General features: G+C 71.6%; 19 protein-coding genes. 12 read left to right on the forward strand and 7 right to left on the reverse strand.

Features of this window, described 5'->3' with window-relative positions; all coding sequences use genetic code 11:
• From DJ75_RS09245 to DJ75_RS09255, 3 genes are read left to right on the forward strand one after another with little or no spacing between them, the layout of a single operon-like run.
• Entirely contained in the window at positions 1-1,425 is a 1,425-nt protein-coding gene (locus tag DJ75_RS09245) for a VWA domain-containing protein (protein WP_094524198.1), read from the forward strand.
• Positions 1,422-2,312 (forward strand): Rossmann-like domain-containing protein, encoded by an 891-nt coding sequence (locus DJ75_RS09250; protein WP_094524199.1) that lies wholly within the window; start codon positions 1,422-1,424, stop codon positions 2,310-2,312. The genes DJ75_RS09245 and DJ75_RS09250 overlap by 4 nt, the downstream gene beginning before the upstream one ends.
• Positions 2,313-2,318: 6 nt before the next feature.
• Positions 2,319-3,557 (forward strand): XdhC family protein, encoded by a 1,239-nt coding sequence (locus tag DJ75_RS09255; RefSeq protein ID WP_094524200.1) that lies wholly within the window; start codon positions 2,319-2,321, stop codon positions 3,555-3,557.
• A 47-nt stretch (positions 3,558-3,604) separates the two neighbouring features.
• Here the strand turns inward: DJ75_RS09255 and DJ75_RS09260 are convergent, their stop codons facing one another.
• Together DJ75_RS09260 and DJ75_RS09265 are read right to left on the reverse strand one after the other, a co-directional pair.
• Entirely contained in the window at positions 3,605-4,714 is a 1,110-nt protein-coding gene (locus DJ75_RS09260; RefSeq protein ID WP_094524201.1) for a PAS domain S-box protein, read from the reverse strand.
• Positions 4,715-4,812: 98 nt separating this feature from the next.
• Positions 4,813-5,226 (reverse strand): Rieske 2Fe-2S domain-containing protein, encoded by a 414-nt coding sequence (locus tag DJ75_RS09265; protein WP_094524202.1) that lies wholly within the window; start codon positions 5,224-5,226, stop codon positions 4,813-4,815.
• A gap of 95 nt (positions 5,227-5,321) precedes the next feature.
• Here DJ75_RS09265 and DJ75_RS09270 point away from each other — a divergent pair, with 95 nt between their 5' ends.
• Entirely contained in the window at positions 5,322-6,266 is a 945-nt protein-coding gene (locus DJ75_RS09270; protein ID WP_094524203.1) for an alpha/beta hydrolase, read from the forward strand.
• Positions 6,267-6,357: 91 nt separating this feature from the next.
• Here the strand turns inward: DJ75_RS09270 and DJ75_RS09275 are convergent, their stop codons facing one another.
• Positions 6,358-6,729: a winged helix-turn-helix domain-containing protein gene (locus DJ75_RS09275; protein WP_094524204.1), complete on the reverse strand. Its 372-nt coding sequence runs from the start codon at positions 6,727-6,729 to the stop codon at positions 6,358-6,360.
• 140 nt (positions 6,730-6,869) lie between these two features.
• On the opposite strand from DJ75_RS09275, the gene DJ75_RS09280 reads away from it, so the two are divergent.
• Positions 6,870-7,373 (forward strand): GbsR/MarR family transcriptional regulator, encoded by a 504-nt coding sequence (locus DJ75_RS09280; protein ID WP_094524205.1) that lies wholly within the window; start codon positions 6,870-6,872, stop codon positions 7,371-7,373.
• A gap of 111 nt (positions 7,374-7,484) precedes the next feature.
• Here DJ75_RS09280 and DJ75_RS09285 read toward each other — a convergent pair whose 3' ends face one another.
• Positions 7,485-8,036 carry a hypothetical protein gene (locus DJ75_RS09285; protein WP_094524206.1) on the reverse strand — a complete coding sequence of 184 codons (552 nt, stop codon included), beginning with the start codon at positions 8,034-8,036 and terminating at the stop codon, positions 7,485-7,487.
• 160 nt (positions 8,037-8,196) lie between these two features.
• Here DJ75_RS09285 and DJ75_RS09290 point away from each other — a divergent pair, with 160 nt between their 5' ends.
• Positions 8,197-8,649, forward strand: coding sequence for a hypothetical protein (locus DJ75_RS09290; RefSeq protein WP_094524207.1), 453 nt, complete (start codon positions 8,197-8,199; stop codon positions 8,647-8,649).
• An 18-nt stretch (positions 8,650-8,667) separates the two neighbouring features.
• Here the strand turns inward: DJ75_RS09290 and DJ75_RS09295 are convergent, their stop codons facing one another.
• Positions 8,668-8,898 carry a hypothetical protein gene (locus DJ75_RS09295; protein WP_094524208.1) on the reverse strand — a complete coding sequence of 77 codons (231 nt, stop codon included), beginning with the start codon at positions 8,896-8,898 and terminating at the stop codon, positions 8,668-8,670.
• Between the two features lie 143 nt (positions 8,899-9,041).
• On the reverse strand, positions 9,042-9,476 hold the full coding sequence (locus tag DJ75_RS09300; RefSeq protein WP_094524209.1) for a universal stress protein: 435 nt from the start codon (positions 9,474-9,476) through the stop codon (positions 9,042-9,044).
• A gap of 171 nt (positions 9,477-9,647) precedes the next feature.
• Between DJ75_RS09300 and DJ75_RS09305 the strand changes: the two genes are divergently transcribed.
• The 5 genes from DJ75_RS09305 (at position 9,648) to DJ75_RS09325 (ending at position 16,107) form a co-directional block, all read left to right on the forward strand.
• Complete coding sequence (locus DJ75_RS09305; protein ID WP_094524210.1) at positions 9,648-10,085, forward strand: hypothetical protein; 438 nt, start codon at positions 9,648-9,650, stop codon at positions 10,083-10,085.
• A 92-nt stretch (positions 10,086-10,177) separates the two neighbouring features.
• The gene (locus tag DJ75_RS09310) at positions 10,178-11,176 is read left to right on the forward strand and encodes a hypothetical protein (RefSeq protein WP_094524211.1); all 999 of its coding nucleotides are present in this window, start codon (positions 10,178-10,180) and stop codon (positions 11,174-11,176) included.
• 128 nt (positions 11,177-11,304) lie between these two features.
• Positions 11,305-12,540, forward strand: coding sequence for a PLP-dependent aminotransferase family protein (locus tag DJ75_RS09315; RefSeq protein ID WP_094524212.1), 1,236 nt, complete (start codon positions 11,305-11,307; stop codon positions 12,538-12,540).
• A 275-nt stretch (positions 12,541-12,815) separates the two neighbouring features.
• Positions 12,816-14,444 (forward strand): Na+/H+ antiporter NhaC family protein, encoded by a 1,629-nt coding sequence (locus DJ75_RS09320; protein WP_094524213.1) that lies wholly within the window; start codon positions 12,816-12,818, stop codon positions 14,442-14,444.
• A 112-nt stretch (positions 14,445-14,556) separates the two neighbouring features.
• Positions 14,557-16,107 (forward strand): hypothetical protein, encoded by a 1,551-nt coding sequence (locus DJ75_RS09325; RefSeq protein ID WP_094524214.1) that lies wholly within the window; start codon positions 14,557-14,559, stop codon positions 16,105-16,107.
• A gap of 66 nt (positions 16,108-16,173) precedes the next feature.
• Here the strand turns inward: DJ75_RS09325 and DJ75_RS09330 are convergent, their stop codons facing one another.
• The gene (locus DJ75_RS09330) at positions 16,174-17,076 is read right to left on the reverse strand and encodes a zinc finger domain-containing protein (RefSeq protein ID WP_094524215.1); all 903 of its coding nucleotides are present in this window, start codon (positions 17,074-17,076) and stop codon (positions 16,174-16,176) included.
• A gap of 159 nt (positions 17,077-17,235) precedes the next feature.
• Between DJ75_RS09330 and DJ75_RS09335 the strand changes: the two genes are divergently transcribed.
• On the forward strand, positions 17,236-17,829 hold the full coding sequence (locus DJ75_RS09335; protein WP_094524216.1) for a class I SAM-dependent methyltransferase: 594 nt from the start codon (positions 17,236-17,238) through the stop codon (positions 17,827-17,829).
• Positions 17,830-17,841: the final 12 nt, after the last annotated feature.

The following is a 17,841-nucleotide window of genomic DNA, read 5'->3' on the forward strand; positions in this document are numbered from 1 at the left end:
ATGGCGCGCTCCGACGGCACCGCGACGGAGACGCCCGACTTCCCGGCGGCGAGGGAGCACCTGCTCACGGAGCTGATCCGGTTCGTCGCCGTGCTTCGGCGCGACGGCGTCGCCGTGCCGGCCTCCGGCGCCCTCGACGCCGCCCGCGCGATCGCGGCGGTCGGCCTGACAGACGAGCGTCGGGTCGAGGCGGCGCTGCGAGCGAGCCTGCTCTCCGAGACCGCCGACGGCGACCCCTTCGCCGAGGCGTTCCCGACGTTCTGGCACCGCCTCCGGAGCGGCCTCGACCGGATCGCCACCGCCCACGACGGCCCGTCGCCGGAGTCCGAGGAGGGGGACGACGGCGAGGACCGAACGGGGGACGAGGCGGGGCCGACCGCCGGCTCCGACGCCGACGACGCGGAGGAGCCCGGCCTGCTCGACGGCGCGGAGCCGCCGGAGATGGACGCCGACGGCGACCCCACCGTCCGGATCCCGACCGACCGCCGCCACGCCGCCGGCGATCGGCCGACCGGGGAGCCGCGCGAGGAGACGGACGGGCGCCGGTACAGCGCGGTCGGCGAGAGCGCGCTCGTCGAGGCGGACGTGCCGGCGCCGTCGAGCGCGGACCGCGCGGCCGCGGAGCGGTTCGTCGACGCGCTCTCGTCGCTGCCCGGGCGGCGCCGCCGGCGCTCCCCGACCGGACCGAACGTCGACGCGCGCGGCGCGCTGCGGGCGAGCCTGCAGACCGGCGGCGCGCCGATCGACCTCCCGCGCGACGCGCCGACGCCGAGCGAACTGCGGTGCTGTCTGCTGGTCGACGTCAGCGGGTCGGTGCTCGACACGATCGACCGGAGCGCGCTGCTCGGGCTCGGTGAGCGGGTCGCGGCGAGCGCCCGCGACGCCCGCGTCTTCCTCTTCGACACCGACCTCGCGGAGGCGACGGCGGCGTTCGCGGACCCGGGCGGCGAGCCGGCCGAGGCGCTCCGCGCCGCGCAGATCGAGTGGGGCGGCGGCACCAAGATCGGGGGCGCGTTCGACGCGCTGCGGCGGACCGCGCCGCACGCCGTCGACCGGCGGACGGTCGTCGTCGTCGTGAGCGACGGGCTCGACGTCGGCGACCCCGACCTGCTCACGGACGGGATCACGTGGCTCGCGGACCGCGCCGAGGGCGTCGTCTGGCTCAACCCGCTCGCCGTCTCCCCGTCGTTCGAGCCGGCGTCCCGCGGGATGAGCGACGCGGCCCCGTACGTCGACGGACTGTTCGGCTTCGCCGAGGGCGCGGACCTCGCGGAGGCCGCCCGCCAGATCGAGCGGCGCGGGCTCGGCGGCCCGGTCGGCTACGAGCACGACCCGCGTCGGACCGGCGGCGCGCCCGGAGGCGGACGCGGTCGCACCGACGACGAGGCCCGGACCGGCGACGCCGGCGAGGAGGGCGTCGTATGACGCGCCGAAGCCAGGGAGCCGACGGGACCGCCGGCGTCGGCGCCGACGGCACCGACGCCGACGAGGAGTGGCCCGGTCCGGTCCTCCGGGCGACGCGCGACGCGCTCCGCGACCGCGGCGCGCTCTCGGGGGGTCGCCTCGACCGCGTCACGGTCGGCGACTCGGCCGTGCTGGTGGAGCTCACGGAGCGAGACGGGGGATACCGGCGGCCCCCGGCCGGACTCGCGCACCTCCCAGAGGGATCCGCGCCGACGGTCCCGGACGACGTCGAGGGACTGCTGGCGCCGGTCCGAGCGGGGGAGACGGCGACCGGCGCCGCGACCGTCGCCCTCGGCGACCGCGCGCTCGCGGTGGCGACGCTGAACGCCTGCGCGGCGCCGCTGCTCGACTGGCGGGACGGCGACCCGATGGCGCTGCTCGACCCCTCGGTCGAGACGGTCGTCACGGTCGGTCTGTTCCGGCCGGCGTTCCGGAAGTTCGACGGCGTGGAGGTCCGCGCGATCGAGCGCGAGCCCGTCGACTCGGATGCGGTGTCGACCCCCGCGGGCGTGTCGCTGCGGTCGTTCGCCCCGGCGGAGACGGCGGGCGCGATAGAGGGGGCGGACGTGGTGTTCGTCACCGGCTCGACGCTCGTGTACGGCGGGACCGAGCGGTACCTGGAGGCGGCCCCGGGCTCGGCGACCGTCGTCGTGGTCGGCGCGACCGCCTCGTCGCTTCCGAGTCCGCTGTTCGAGCGCGGCGTCGACGTCGTCGCCGGCGCGGCGGTGGACGACCCCGCTCGGACGCGGGGCGCGGTGGCGGGCGGCGCCTGCGGCACGGACCTGCACGACCGCGGCGTTCGGAAGGTGTACGCGGCGCGCGACGCGCCGGCGACCATCGACCTGTGACCTGACATGACAGCAAGCAACTGGAGCGTACCGGAGACCGAAGTGGTACAGCGCGTTCGCGACCGACTCGACGCCGACGGCACCGACGTGCTCGCGACGATCGTCGACGTCGAGGGGAACGCCTACCGTCGCCCGGGGGCGAAGATGCTCCTCGACGACGACGGCTCGGGCGTCGGCTCGATCACGGCGGGCTGTATCGAGGACGACCTGCTCGCCGCCGCCGAGGCGGTCCGAGAGACCGGTCGCCCCGACCGGGTCACGTACGACCTGATGGAGGACGAGGACGACGTCTGGGGGCTCGGCGTCGGCTGTAACGGCGTGATCGACGTCCTCTTGGAACCGTTGACGGAGACGTACCGGCCGGCCGTCGAGGCGTTCGGCGCCGGCCGCGACGTCGCGGTGCTCACGGTGCTCTCCGCCGGCGGCGAGGGGGGCGAGGGGGGCGACGGCGGCGCGGGAGCCGGCGGCGACGGTGCGCACGCCGACCGAGACCGCCTCGGCGAGCGCGCCTACTACCGGCCCGACGAGGACCGGCTGACGCTCCCCGACGGGTCGCCCGCCGACGGGTGGCCGGTCGAGGCGCTCGCGGGGCCGGCGGCGGACCTCGCCGCGCGCGGCGCCGCCGACGTCGTCGCGGTCGAGGACGAGACGGGCGCGACGGTGGAGGTGTTCGTCGACGGGCTCGCGGCCCCGGACGACCTCGTGGTCTTCGGGACCGGCCACGACGTGGGGCCGGTGGTCGAACTCGGCGAGCGGAACGACTTCCGCGTCACCGTCGTCGGCTTCCGCGGCGGGGTCGACCTCGACGCGCGGTTCCCCGACGCCCACCGGACCGTGACGACGTCGCCGGCGGGGCTCGGCGACGCGCTCGACCTCGACGACCGGACGCACGCGGTCGTGATGACGCACAACTTCGTCGACGACCGGATCGCGGTGGAGGAGCTGCTCCGGTCGCCGGCGCCGTACGTCGGCCTGATGGGCCCGCGGGAGCGGTTCGAGGAGATGCTGGAGGCGTACGATGACGAGGGGACGACGTTCGGCGAGTCGGAGCTCGCGTCGCTGTACACGCCCGTCGGGCTCGACCTCGGCGGCGGAACGCCGTACCAGATCGCCCACAGCATCGTCGGAGAGGTCCTCGCGGTCAGCAACGACCGGACCCCGCGGCACCTGCGCGAGCGCGAGGGGCACATCCACGACCGCGTCGACGTCGAGACGCGCTCGGAGCCGGAGCCGCCGAGTCGGTGACGGCGGGCCCGAAGGCCGAAGGGCGGGCCGGCGGAGCGGCGACGCGGTCAGCGCTCGTCGGCCGACTCCCGAGCGATGACGAAGAACTGCTCCGGCCCGCGGAGGTCGACCCGCGCCACGTGCACCTCGACGGGGAGCGTCGATCCGTCGCGGCGGCGGTAGCGTCCGTCGAGCTCCCACATCTCGCCCGGATCCATCTCGGCCCAGACGCGCTTCGCCTCCTCCGGGTCGACCGCCTCGTCGATGTCCCAGACGCGCTTGCCGACGAGCTCCTCCTCCGAGTAGCCCAACTCGTCGCACAGCCGGCGGTTCACGTCCACGATCCGTCCGTCCGCGTCGTGGAGGTCGATGAGGTCCGGCGACTGCTCGAAGAGGATGTCCAGCTTGGCGGCCTTCTCCGCTAACTCCGCCTCGCGCTCCTTCCGGTCCGAGATGTCCCGGATGACGCAGACGTGTCCGCCGTCGTTGAGGGCGGCGAGCGAGAGCAGCTTCGGGTAGACGCTGTCGTCGACGCGCCGGCCGATCGACTCGTCTGACCACGGCTCCTCGGTGAGCGTGGGGATCACCTCCTGCTTGAGGCGTTCGACCTCCTCCTCCGGGACGGTCGTGACCCACGGTTCGCCGATCAGCGCCGCGGGCTCGACACCGTACAGGGCGGCGTACGCCTCGTTCATCTCCGTGTAGCGACCGTCTCTGTCGATGATTGCGATCCCCTCGTTGGAGGCCTCGATGGCCTTCGCCCAGAGGTCGGCCTCGCGCTCGGCGCGCCGCCGCTCGACCGCGTTGACGACGCGGTTCGCGAGGAGCTCGAAGCGGTCGGTGCCGCCGCCTTTCTGGAGGTAGTCGGTGACGCCCGCGGAGATGGCGCTGCTTGCGACGCCCTCCGACCCCTTCCCGGTAAAGAGGATAAAGGGTAGATTCGGTCGATCCGCACGGACGGTTTCGAGGAACTCGATCCCGTTCCGTCCCGGCATGTCGTAGTCCGACACGACGCAGTCGAACTCGGCGGCCGCGAGGGCGTCGAGCCCCTCGTCTACGTCCGCGGCCGTCTCCGCGACGATCCGGTCCTCGATGCGCGCGAGGTACGTGGCGGTGAGTTCCGAGAACTCCTCGTCGTCCTCCACGTGAAGCACCCGGATCGGAGCCTCCGTCTCCATGGATCCGGCGACTGGCTCGAACGACTTAGTTCACTTCCCATTCGCCTGCGGGGATCCGGCCCCGCCGACCCGTGCGGTCGGGACGCGGCCCGCGTCGATCAGAGCGAGAGGTGCGAGGTCGACCCGGGATCGTCGTCGTCGGTCCCGCCCTCGTGTCGGAACGAGTAGTCGTCGTCGGTCAGGTAGACGGCGCCCTCCTCGACGGCGACCTCGATCTCGCGGAGCGTCGTCCCGGCCGCCGGGCCGTTGTCGCACTCGCCGGAGCAGGCGTCGAACAGCGAGCCGTGGCGCGGGCAGATCACCTCGCCGTCCCGCATCGGCACGCCGTCGCCCGTGTCGAACCGCTGGCTCTCGTGCGGGCAGGTGTTGATCCACGCCCGGACGCCGGGATCCTCGTCGCACGGGACGAGCACGATCTCCCGGTCGTTCGTGAACGGATCCGCAGCCGTGAATCGGTATGACCCCCGCTCGGTGACGGCCTCGACGTCGGTGAGCTTCGTCCCGTCCGGCATCGGCCGAGTCCACGATTTCCCGGGTGAAAAGCGTCGCGGCGAACTCGCGGTCGCGCTCCACCAAGACTTAGCCCCCGGTCGTCACACGTTCGGCCATGCACGCCGACGAGATCGACCCGCAAGCGAAGGCGGCCGTCGAGCGTCAGGAGCGGTTGCCGCTGCCGCACAGCAGGTGGGGGCTGAAGCTCGCCCGGCTCCTCACCCGGCCGGTGATGCGGATCCGGAACCGGAACCCCCCGCCGGTCGGGCGGACGGTCGACGGGACGGTCCCCGGCCCCGACGGCGCGCTCGACGCGCGGCTCTACCTCCCGGACGCCGAGGGGCCGTTCCCGACGGTCGTCTTCTTCCACGGCGGCGGGTTCGTGCTCGGGAGCGTCGCCACCCACGACTGGCTCTGTCGGGGGCTCACGCGGGAGAGCCGCTGCGCCGTCCTCTCGGTCGGCTACCGGCTCGCTCCCGAACACCCGTTCCCCGCGGCGGTCGCGGACGCGTACGCCGCCGTCGAGTGGGCCGCGGACAACCCGGACTCGCTCGCCGGGACCGGGGAGGTGGCGGTCGCCGGCGACTCGGCCGGTGGGGCGCTCGCCGCGGTCGCCGCGCTCATGGCGGCCGAGCGCGACGGCCCCGAGATCACGCACCAGGCGCTGTTGTACCCGAGCGTCGGCGTCCACCCCGATCAGCCGTCGCTCCGGGAACACGCCGGGACCGTCCTCGACGAGGCCGACATCGAGTGGTTCTCCGACTGCTACTACGACGACGAGATTCACCGGCGGAACCCGTACGCCGACCCGACGAACGCCGGTGACCTCGGCGACGTCGCGCCCGCGACGGTGGTCACGGCGGGGTTCGACCCCCTCCGCGACGGCGGCCGGGCGTACGCCGAGCAACTGGTCCGGGACGGCGTCCCGACGCGGTACGAGAACTACGAGGCGATGGTCCACGGCTTCATGACGCTCCGCGAGGTCGACCGCGCCGAGGAGGCGATCGCGACCGTCGCCGACGACCTCGCCGGCGCGTTCGAGCGCGGCGCCAATCGATAGCGACCCGCGGGCGTCCGGCCGGTCGTCCGAGCGACGCTCGCCCGTCGAGAAGACGAAACGCGGCTGACCGATCGGGACGGCTCCGGACCGTTCAGGGTCGGTCGCGCTTTGTCGGCGAACGGTCGGCGGGCGCGTCGAAGCGCACGACGATCCGCTCGACGGTGGGCGCGTAGACGGTCATCTCTTTTCCCTTCTCGGAGTACCACGTGTTGACCGGCGCGATCAGGTCGGCGTCGCAGAGCCGATTGAGGTGGTAGGTGACGTTCTGGAGCGACGCGTCGACGTCGGCGGCGACGTCGGAGGCCGTGCCGGGACCGTCCGCGAGCGCGGCGAGGATCCGCTGAGCGGTGTCACACGAGAGGACGCGCAGCGCGTCGGTCGGCTCGTCGCGCCCGAGCACGACGTCCGTCTGTTCTCGGGGGGCGTGGTCGACTGTCGGTCGGTGTGGTAACGCGCTTGCCATGAGGTCTGGAGGGCGAACAACGGTTCTGTTTGTTCGGTTCGAGTCGAACAAGCGAATCAAACAGTTTAATACTTACGGAATGCCTACCTCTGGTATGGCTGTTCGACACGTTCATGCGTCGGAGCGACGAGGTCGCCCGTATGAGTGAGAACGCCGAGGCCGCCCGCGAGCGCGTCATCGAATCGCTCGAGCAGTCGGCCGAGGTGTACGGGCTGAGCCGCAGCGCCGGCCGGATATACGGCGTTCTCTACTTCGCGGACGCCCCGCTGTCGATCCCCGAGCTCGTCGACCGGACCGGGTACGCGAAGTCGACCGTCAGCAACGTCACTCGGACGCTCACGCGCGTGGGCCTGATCCACCGTCGGTCGTCCGACGGCGGCGGGCGGCGGGTTCGGTTCGCCGCCGAGCGCGAGATCTGGTACATCCTGCAGGACGTGTTCCAACAGTACGTGCAACGAGAGCTCCAGACCACCCTCCGGACGATCAGACGCGCGGAACGCGGGCTGGACGACGGAGACGGCGTCGAGGCCGAGCGGATCCGCGAGCTCCGAGAGACGTACGAGGACCTCCAAGAGATCGTCGAACTCGCGTCGGAGCTCTCTGCCGCGGAGCTGCGCGACGCCCTGGACTCGTACGAGGGGTAGCGCTCACCGAGCCGTCGGGGGCGCGAGCGAGCCCGTCCGCCGATCGAAGCCTCTTCTCCTCCTGCTTACCGATCGAAGCCTCTTCCCCTCCTGCTTACCGACCGAAGCCTCCTACCAGTACACCGTGTACGTACACGCGTCGCCGCCCTCGCGTCGGCAGTCCGGCCCGGTCTCCTCGATGAACACGAACGCGTCGACCGGCGCGTGTTCCTTCGCCACGCCGCGGATCAGCCCGCGGTCGAACGGGCACGGATACGGCGTGTGACACGTCACTTCGCCGGCCCGGTCGTCCGTCCGCTCGAAGCGGTACTCGCCTATCTCTCCGCCGCGATGGTTCCGCCGGTACGCCTCGTCGATACCGCGAAGCCCGCCCGCGACGGTCGCGGACTCGCTCGGCCAGTCCGCGACGTCGGGAAGCTGCTCGCCGAGGCGGTCGAGGACGTGCGGCTGGAGGTCCGTCGCGATGGTCTCGAAGGCGTCTAGCCACGCCTGCTGCGGGTACCACTCGTCGGGAGAGGGGTCCCGGATCCCCTCCTCCGCGAGCGCCGCGAGCGCCCGTTCGCGGTACGCGTCGGAGAACCGTCCCATCCCCTCCTCGACGATAGAAAGGACAGTTCGACCGTTCACTTCCACGTCGCGGTCGAACGGCTCGTACGGTGTCATGATAACTGTCTAACGAATTCGGAGTGATAAACCCAGCACATCGGACGACCGGGCGGCCGACGCCGGGCCGCGGCGCGGCGTTCGAGGTGACCCTCGCCCGCGGACATGTTTCAGATTATATGACAAAAACATAATACGGGTGGGGGCGCCTCGTGGACGCATGGTGAAGAGCACGGTCCGGTTTCCCGAGTCGGTGGTCGGCGAGATCGAGTCGCTGGTCGAGAGCGGCCAGTTCGAGAGCAAGTCCGAGTTCTACCGTTTTTCGACCGACAACGTGCTGAATCAGGTGCTCGACGACTACGAACCAGAGACCATCGACTACGAGCAGATCAGGGAGGAGGTGATGCCGCAGGCGGAGCGCGAGCTGGGCGCCGACGCCGACGCGGATCACCCGCCGTTCTTCGAGTCGGTCGCGTTCGTCAGGAAGTTGGCCCTCCGCGGGAACGTCAGCGACGCCGAGGACTTCATCGACCACCAGTACGTCCCGGGCGACCGGCACGCGGTCCTCCTCGAGGAACTGCTCCGGCTGTACCGAGACGAGACGGCCCCCGCTCCGCGACAGGCCCCCCCGGACCGCGAGCCGCGCGCCGCGCCGGAGGAGCGACAGCACTGACCGGGAATCGCCGCCGCCTCACCGGTTCAACCGCCATCGGATCGCCGCGGCCGCGACCAGCACCGTCGCGAACGTGACGCCTCCGGATATCAGCGCCCCGCGGGCCCCCGTCGTTCCCGTGGTGATGACGCTCACCGACGCCCCGCCGCCCGCGACGGCGGCGCCGCCGGCCACCCCGCCGAATCCGATACAACAGAGGCTCAACAGCCCAACGAGCGACAGCGACCCCAAGAGGCCGTCGTCGCTCACGGCTCGCTCACCCGCCGTCCGACCGCGTCGAACGCGGCCGAGGGCGACGCGTCGGTCGCAGTCGATGCGAACGCGATCACGGTCGCTCTCGTCGGCCCGCGTGTGAATAGCTGACGGGATCGGGCGCGGGGCGCGCCGGACCGCTACCTCGACGCGGGGACGGAGACGACCGTCGTCGACGCGTCGCGGAGGACGCGCTCGGTAGTGCTGCCGAGCAGGTCCCCCGCGGCGTCGCGGGCGCCGCGGGTCCCCATGACGATCGCGTCGGCGCCGATCTCGTCCGCGTACGCGACGATCTCCCGCGACGGGACGCCCTCCCCGATCGCGGTCTCGCAGTCCATCCCCGCCGCCGTCGCCTCGGACTCGATCCGCTCGACGGCCGCCTCGAGACGGACCCGCTGTTCCGGGTCGTCGTCGTCGAACGCGCCCGGCTTCCCGGACCGCTCGTAGGTCGGGAGGTCCTCCAGCACGCCGAGGACGTGGACCGTCCCGTCGGGCGCCGTGATCTCGACCGCGTCCTCTACGGCCGCGAACGCGGCGTCGCTACCACCGGTCGGGATCAGGGTCGTGCCGTACATGCGGTCGGTGGTACGGGCGCGTTTCTGAAGAGGATTACCGTCGGGCGGGATCCGCTCTCGACCGTCGCCGCGATCGCGGCCCGGATCTCTTCCGGCGAACTCGCCGCGAACGGGCCGTTGAACGCTCAGTAAGATACTTTAGCGTTCGGAGCTTAACTGTTACCAAGTGTCATGGAGGCCGTGGACGACGTGTCGGATCGGATCCGATCCGACGGCGACTCGGAGGGGCGTCACGCGTATCGGACGGACCGGGCCGCCCGCGAGGGCGGTCGGTTCCTCGGCGAGGTCGACGACGAGCGCTTCCGCGAGGTGCTCGCGCGCCACCCCGAGGCGTGCGAGGCGTTCAGGATGATATCCGGGGCCGGATACCGGGACCCGGCGGAGGCGATGGGCACCTACTCCGCGGCGGAACACGCCGGGCGGGTCAGGACCGACGTCGAGTCGATCGCGGCGGTCCTGAGCGACGCGGACCACACCTGCGTCGTCAGGCTCGACACCGCCGACCCGCAGCTCGCGACGGTTCGGAACGGGGTCGAGCGGGCGCAGATCGAGTTCGACACCGCGCGGGTCCGCTGGGTCCCGCCGGACGCGGGAGAGCCCGGCGGCTGACTCGACGGTCGGATCGCGCGTCCGACCACCGTGACTACAGTCGCTGTTTGGGTAACGGACAGCCCTTTGCGAGCGGTGGCCCGTCTCTCCGTATGGACGACACTCCGATCTCTCGGCGTCGGTTCGCCGCGAGCGGGATCGCCGCCGCGGCGGTCGCCGCCGCGGGCTGTCTCGGCGGGACGTCCGGTGACGGCGAACCGGGATCGAACGGCGCGGACGGCGACCGCGTGCTCAGGCTGTCGCTCTCGGGACTCGGCGACGCCCTCCGTGACAGGTACGTCACCGATCCCGAGGAGGCCGATCCGAACTGGGCGGACGGGGCCTTCGAGGCCGTCAGGAACGGAACGACGCTGACGACGCAGTACCGGAAACCGTTCTTCTCGGACGCGGACGATCCGACGTACGCCCGACACGACGGGACGTACTACTGGCTCGACTCGGTCGTCGTCGACGAGGTCGCCGTCTCGCGTCCCGTGCTCAGACTGTTCGAGCCCGCGGAGACGAGCGACGGAGCCGCCGAGCCGAAGAGCGCTGATGCGCTTCCGGCGATCGACCGGCGGGCCGTCGAGATCGCGCACCACGCGGCGCGGGCGCGGGGGAACGAGGGCGGGATGCCGGTGGGGCTGGTCCGGCGCGGCGGTTACGTGTACCGCCGGGACGACGCCGCGGCGGAGAGCGACCTGCTCGCGGCGGACGGCCCCGACCGCGTCACCGTTCGCGACACGGAGTATGTCGTCGAGATCACCGAGGAGGAGTTCCACGAGCCGGTGTACCGAGCGACCGGTGAACGGGTGGCCGACACGCCGGAGCGGATGGAGGCGATACTCCGCGCCGAGTTCGTCGGCGCCCGGATCTCCCGCGACGGCCTCTCCGCCGACGCGAGAGACCTCCTGCTGGAGGCCGAGGCCGACGAGTACCGCGAGTCGCACCCGTACTCGGAGGCGTACCGGGAGGTGCTCCGAGCGCTCCACGAGCGACCGTACATCGACGGGAACGTCCGGAAGGACGCCGGGGTGGACTCGAACCGGGCCGACCTGTGCCGGTACGACGACGTGTACTACGACTACCAACTCCGGTTCGTCTCCCTCTGACCGTCGATCGGCCGGTTCGATTCGTCGTTCTGATCGTATCGGCCGTTATTTCGGAGTTATCCGATCTTTCTTTTGCCGTTCTGCGCCAGACTTATGATATCGTGGGCGATGTCGTATCATAACTGACGATGACACAACAGGATCCGTCGGACGGGATCGAACAACTCTTCGCCGATACCGTTCGCGACACGATGGGAAGCGCCGTGTACGGCGACTGGCGATCGATCCATAACGCGGACGCGGTGCCGCTCGCCTTCGGGTTCCCGTACCCGGAGTCGTTCCCGAACGAGGAGCTGGCCGCCGCCACCGATTCGCTGCTGTCGAGCGAGCCGGAGCGCGCGCTCCAGTACGGCGGCGGCGACGCCGACGGACTCCGCGACCTCGTCGTCGACCGGGCGCGGGACCGCGGCATCGACTGCGCCGCGGAGACGGTCCACGTCACGAACGGTGCGACGCGGGCGATCGACACGGTCTGTCGGACGTTCCTCGAACCGGGCGACGAGGTCGTCGTCGAGGCGCCGACGTTCATGGGCGCGCTGGGCATCTTCCGGAACCACGGCGCGGCGGTGACCGGCGTGACCGTGGACGAGGAGGGGCTCGACGTCGACGCGCTCGCGGACGACCTCGCCTCGCGCGCGCAGTGCGGCGCGGCCCAGCCGAAGCTCGTCTACACGATCCCCGACTTCCAGAACCCCACCGGGGTCACGATGGCGACGGACCGACGCGAGCGGCTCCTCGACCTCGCCGAGCGGTACGACTTCGTCGTGCTCGAGGACGACCCGTACGGCCGGCTGCGGTACGAGGGCTCCGAGCGACCGCCCCTCAAGGCCCTCGACGTCGACGACCGCGTGGTCCGTGTAAACACCGTCTCGAAGACGATCGCGCCCGGGGTCCGAACGGGATGGATCGTGGCCGACGAGACGACGACGGCGCAGTTCGATCGGATCGACGCTGGCGGCGAGCCGAGCTTCACCCGCGGGCTGATCGATCGCTACTGCACGGACGGGCGGCTCGACCGAGCCGTCGCTCGGCTGTGCGAGGGGTACGAGCGGCGACGGGACCGGATGCTCGCGAGCCTCGAAACGCACATGCCGCCGAGCGCGACGTGGAGCGAGCCGAGCGGCGGGTTCTTCGTCTGGGTCGAGTTCCCGGAGGGGACCGACGCCGAGGCGATGCTGCCCGACGCCATCGACGCCGGTGTCACATATCTCCCCGGGACGTTCTTCTACCCCGACGACGGCGGCCGGCGATTCGCTCGCCTCTCCTTCAGTTACGCGTCGCCGTCAGCAATCGACGACGGTATCGAGTCGCTGGCCCGGACCGTCCGCGACCGCGTCTCGGTGACCGGCGGGAAGAACGGGTAGACCGGCGGCGCCCAGCGAGTCGGACGCGGACCAGCGAACTGGTCGCTGTCTAGTGGGGATCGCCACCGAGCGACGAGCCGCATCACCGACCGCGAGACGCCGCTTAATATTGTATTAATAACTGGTAGTGTTGGTCACGCCCCCATGCAACAGCCTTATTATACACAAACAGCCAGTGTGGTCCGAGATGGTATCAGATTACTCCAACGATTCCGGAGTAAACTCGACGAGTATCGGGTTTCAATCCAGTATCGGCTCCGTTTGTGAGGTGAGTCATGACGGTTGAGACCTACGGGGCGATATCGCTGTTCCCGCCGCTGTTCGCGATCGTGCTCGCGATGGTCACCCGGAAGCCGGTCCTCTCGCTGTTCCTCGGCATCTGGTCGGGCGCGGTGATTTTCACCGCGAACGTCGGCGTGGTGCAGTCGCTCGACTGGGTGGTCTCTTCGATCGGGGAGAGCACGTTCAACGCGAAGATCATGCTGATCGTGCTGTTCCTCGGCGCCGGCGTCGCGCTCATCTGGCGGCTCGGCGGGGCCTCCGCGATCGCGAACGCCGCGACCTCGCGGCTCGACTCACAGCGGAAGGTCGGGCTCGCGACGTGGGTCTTCGGCATGCTGTGGTTCTTCGGCGACTACTCGAACACGGCGATCGTCGGCACGACGATGCGGGAGATGGCCGACGAGCTGCGCATGTCCCGCGAGAAGCTCGCGTACATCATCGACTCGACGGCCGCGCCGGTCGCGACGTTCGGGATCTCCAGTTGGGTCGTCTACCAGCTGAGCATGATCCGGGAGGGGTACTCGGCGGCGGGCATCTCGCCCGAATCGGAAGCGGTGCCCGGCGCGTTCGCGCTGTTCATCCAGAGCGTCCCGTTCAACGTCTACTGCATCCTCGCGGTGGCGATGGTCGGGATCATCGTGCTCAGCCAGCGCGACTTCGGCGAGATGCTCACGGCCGAGACCCGCTCGTGGACGGAGGGGAAGCTGCTCCGCGACAACGCGGTTCCCATGCAGAGCGCGGAGGACAGCCTCGGCGACCTCCTGACCGACTCGCCGCAGCTTCGGTTCTTCCTGGTCCCGGTCGGGGCGCTCATCACGGTCGTCATCGGCGGGGCCTTCTTCACCGGACTCTCGGCGTCCGACCCCGGCGCCTCGACGCTCGACGTCGTCGGGAACGCGCAGTTCGTCGACGCGCTGCTCTGGGGGACGTTCGCGATGGTCTCGGTCGCGATCGCGCTCGGCGTGGGCAGCGGCGTCGCCTCGCTCGACGAGGCGATGGAAACGGTCATCGACGGGTTCGGTATGATGCTGACCGCGCTGTCCATCCTCGTGATGGCGTGGACGATCGGGACGGTCACGACCGCGCTCGGGACCGGCGTGTACGTCACCAACGTCGCCGAGGCGTTCGTCACTCCGACCCTGCTCCCCCTCGTCGTGCTGTTCGCGGCCGCGGTCGTCGCGTTCTCCACCGGCACGTCGTGGGGCACGATGGCGATCGTGACGCCGATCGCGATCCCGCTGGCGTACAGCGTCGGCGGCGGCACCGCGGCGCTGTTGCCGGTGGCCGTCGGAACGATCTTCAGCGGGGCGATCTTCGGCGACCACTGCTCGCCCATCTCCGACACCACAATCCTGGCGTCGACGTTCACGGGATCGGACCACATCGACCACGTCCGGACGCAGATGTACTACGCGGTGACCGTCCTCGGCGTCTCAGCGCTGCTCCTGCTGACGTGGGGCGTCACCGGGATCACGCCGGTGATCCTGCTGCCGGTCGGCGCGACCCTGCTGTACGGGATCGTCTACGTCCTCTCCGAGCTGGACGCCGGCCGGAAGGACGTCCTCGCGAAGCCGGTCGAGTCCGCACAGCAGACGCCGGCGTCGGCCCCGTCCGACGACTGACTCGTCCGGACGGCGTTCGCGGCGTCGCGACGCGTGACGGCTCGTCGACGCCGCGGCCCGTTCCTGTCGTCTCAGGGGTACTTTCATATTCGGCTCCGAACTATGCGTGTGTATGACTGGCAAAGGTAGCGATCCGGTCGAACGACTGAAACGCGTCGCCGATATCGACGTCGATGCGTTCGACGCCCGGGTCCGCGAGGAGGCCGACGCGATCCGGGCCCACGTCGAGGCGGGGACGTTCGACAACGAGCAGGTGACGACGGGGCTCGAGTACGAGTTCTACGCCGTCGACCGCGAGACGGACAACCTCCGTCGGATCCCGCGGTCGCTTCTGGGCTGCGTGGGGTTCGACCGGGAGCTCGGGCTCCACAACGCGGAGCTGAACTCGGCTGTCCACCCGTTCACCGGCCGCGGCATCGACGCCGTCCGGGCGGACGTGACCGGGAAGCTCGACGCGCTCCAGCGGCGCGCCGCCGCGGACGGGATCCGCGTGGTGAGCGACGGGATGTGGACGATCGGCCCGGCGGAGAGCGCGACGGACGACTACCTGACCGAGGCCACGCACGAGGAGGGGTTGACGCTGGGGATCAACGTCAGCAACGGGGTCCGATATCACGGGTTCGCCAGCGTCGGCGCGGACCGGTTGATCGGGAGCGAGATCGACGTCCCCGGCGCGAGGATCGACGCGGACAGCGCGGGACCGGTCAGTCTCACCACGTCGATCCAGCCCCACTACCAGCCCCGCCGCGCCGCGGACCTCCCGAGGTATCACCGGATCGCGACGCGGCTCGCCGGGCCGCTGCTCGCGCTCGCCGTCAACTCGCCGTTCCTGCCGCCCGCGCTCTACGACGACCCCGGCCCCGACCGCGAACTGCTCGTGGCGGACGGGTACGCCGAACACCGGATCCCGGTGTACGAGCAGATGATGAATCCGCCGGGACGCGATCGAAAGGTGAAGTTCCCCCGCGACATCGACAGCGTGGGGGCGGCCATCGACCGTATCGCGGCCGACCCGGTGCTCGTCCCGGCGGAGATCGAGGCGGAGGGCCGGTTCGACGACGAGTTCGTCCACTTCCGACACAAACACGGGAGCTACTGGCGGTGGGTCCGGCCGGTGTTCGACGGCGCGACCGAGGGGAGCGCGAGCGCCCGGATCGAGTTCCGCCCGCTCCCCGGCCAGCCGACGATCCCCGACGCGGTGGCGATCCTCGCCGCGTTCGGCGGGGCGATGCGGGGGATCGCGGAGCGCGGCCACCCGGTCGTCGACCTCCCCTGGGAGCGGGCCGAATCGAACTTCTACGCGGCCGCCCGCAACGGGCTCGACGCCGAAATGGAGTGGATCACGGCCGACGGTGCGACGACGACGGAGACCGCGGGACTGTACCGCGACCTGTTCGCCGCCGCGAAGGACGGACTTGAGGAGCACGGCTGTACGACCGACCAGATCGCCGCGGCGCTCTCCCCGCTCCGGAGCCGAGTCGAGACCGGCCGGACGCCCGCGGACTGGAAGCGGTCGGCCGTCGCCGTCGCCCTCGACGACGGGGCGACCCCCGCCGAGGCGATCCGGTCGACGCAGCGCGCCTATATCCGGCTCCAAGCGCGAACGCTCTACGACGAGTCGCTCGCCGACTGGCCGGGGCCCGAGTCCGTTCTCCTCGGGTGACTCGGGGGCGGCGCGTCGGCCGAGAGCGAGTCCGTCACGGCGGGGCGGTCCGGCCCGCGAAACGGGTCACTCGCGCCGCATCGATATCCCGGAGTAGCCGCAGGCGTCGCAGGAGAGCGTCTCGCGGGCGCCGAACCGGTACGCCACCAGCGGATCGCCACAGCGGGGGCAGGGGTCGCCGGCGGCCGGCGGCGGGGCGTGGCGGACCCCGGCGACGACGAGTCGGACGGCGAGCTCGTGGGCGGCGTCCTCGTCGACCGCGCCGCCCCAGATCACGTTGGCGTCGGCGCCGATCCGCTCTCTGACCGCCGCGATGACGTCGGTCGCGGCGGCGATGCTGGTCTCGGGGTCGACGACGACGTCCACGAGCACCGCGCTCGCGTCGGTCGCGTCGACCCCCTCGGGGAGCCCGTCGAACGCCGCCGCGACCGCGGCACCCGGGGCGTCGCGGTCGGCGGTCCCGGTTCCCAGCGCGGCGACGCCGGCCGAGAGCACCGTCTCGGCGTCGGTGAGGTCGAGGTTGACGAAGCCGGGCTCCTGGACCGTCGCGAGGAACGCGCGGATCGCCGCCTCGACGGCGTCGCCCTCCGCGAGCAGCACCGCGTCGACGGCGTCGCGGACCGCGGACAGCGCGTCGTCGTCGGCCGCGTTCGCGGGGACGACCGCGACCGCGAACGCGTCGAGCCCGCCGAGCGCCCGAAGCGACTCGACCGCCTCGTGGCCCTCGCCGACCTCGTCGGGATCGAGCGCGACGACGACCGCCGCGGGGGGCGACGCGTCTGCCGGCGCCGGCGCGGCGCCACGCTCGGTCGCGGAGGCCGCCTCCGCGAGGAGGGCCGCGACCGACGCGTACCGGGCGTTGCGGAACGCCGAGCCCGCGAGCCGGTCGCCGTGGGCGCCGAGGCCGCAGACGACGACGGAACCGCCGAGGGCGTCGGCCGCCTCGCGCAGGTCGTCCCGGTGAGACATCTGGAAGGGCCGTTTCGGCTCCGTCGACAAACCCCTTCCCACTCGCGGGCCGGACGGGCGACCGATCGCGGCCGGCGATCGATCGCTTCGGACGATCCCTCCCGAGGCGCCGCGGGTCGGATCCCAACCGCTAACCGAGCCCGATCACAACCGCTTCGCATGGACCGCTTCCGGAACACGGGACAGCCGGACTGGGACTGGTGGGGACGGATCTGGCCGACGCCGGGCGAGACGCTCCGGCGGCTCGGCGTGGCGCCGGGCGACCGCGTCGCCGAGATCGGCTGCGGCAACGGCTACTTCGCCCTCCCGGCCGCGCGGGTCGCCGACCCGGCGTCGGTGTACGCCGTCGACCTCGACGGGTCGCTGCTCGCGGAGCTCGAAGGGCTCGCGGCGGAGCAGGGGATCGAGAACGTCGTGCCGGTCCGCGGCGACGCGCGCGACCTCGCCGCGCTCCTCCCCGAGCCGGTCGACGTCGCGCTGCTGGCGAACGCCTTCCACGGGATCGACGACCGGGCCGGCTTCGTCTCGGGCGTCGCCGGCGCGCTCGCCGTCGACGGGCGGTTCGTCGTCGTCAACTGGCGCGACCGGCCGCGGGAGGAGACGACGCTCGCCGGCGAGCCGCGCGGCCCGCCGACCGAACTGCGAGTGGGTCCGGCGGAGACGCGGCGCGCGGTCGAGGACGCCAGCGACCTGCGGCTCGCCCGCGAGGTCGACCTCCCGCCGTTCCACTACGGGCTCGTCTTCGAGCGGTGAGGCGGGTCGCGG

It is taken from the genome of Halorubrum sp. Eb13 (genome assembly GCF_002252895.1).
Lineage (GTDB): Archaea > Halobacteriota > Halobacteria > Halobacteriales > Haloferacaceae > Halorubrum.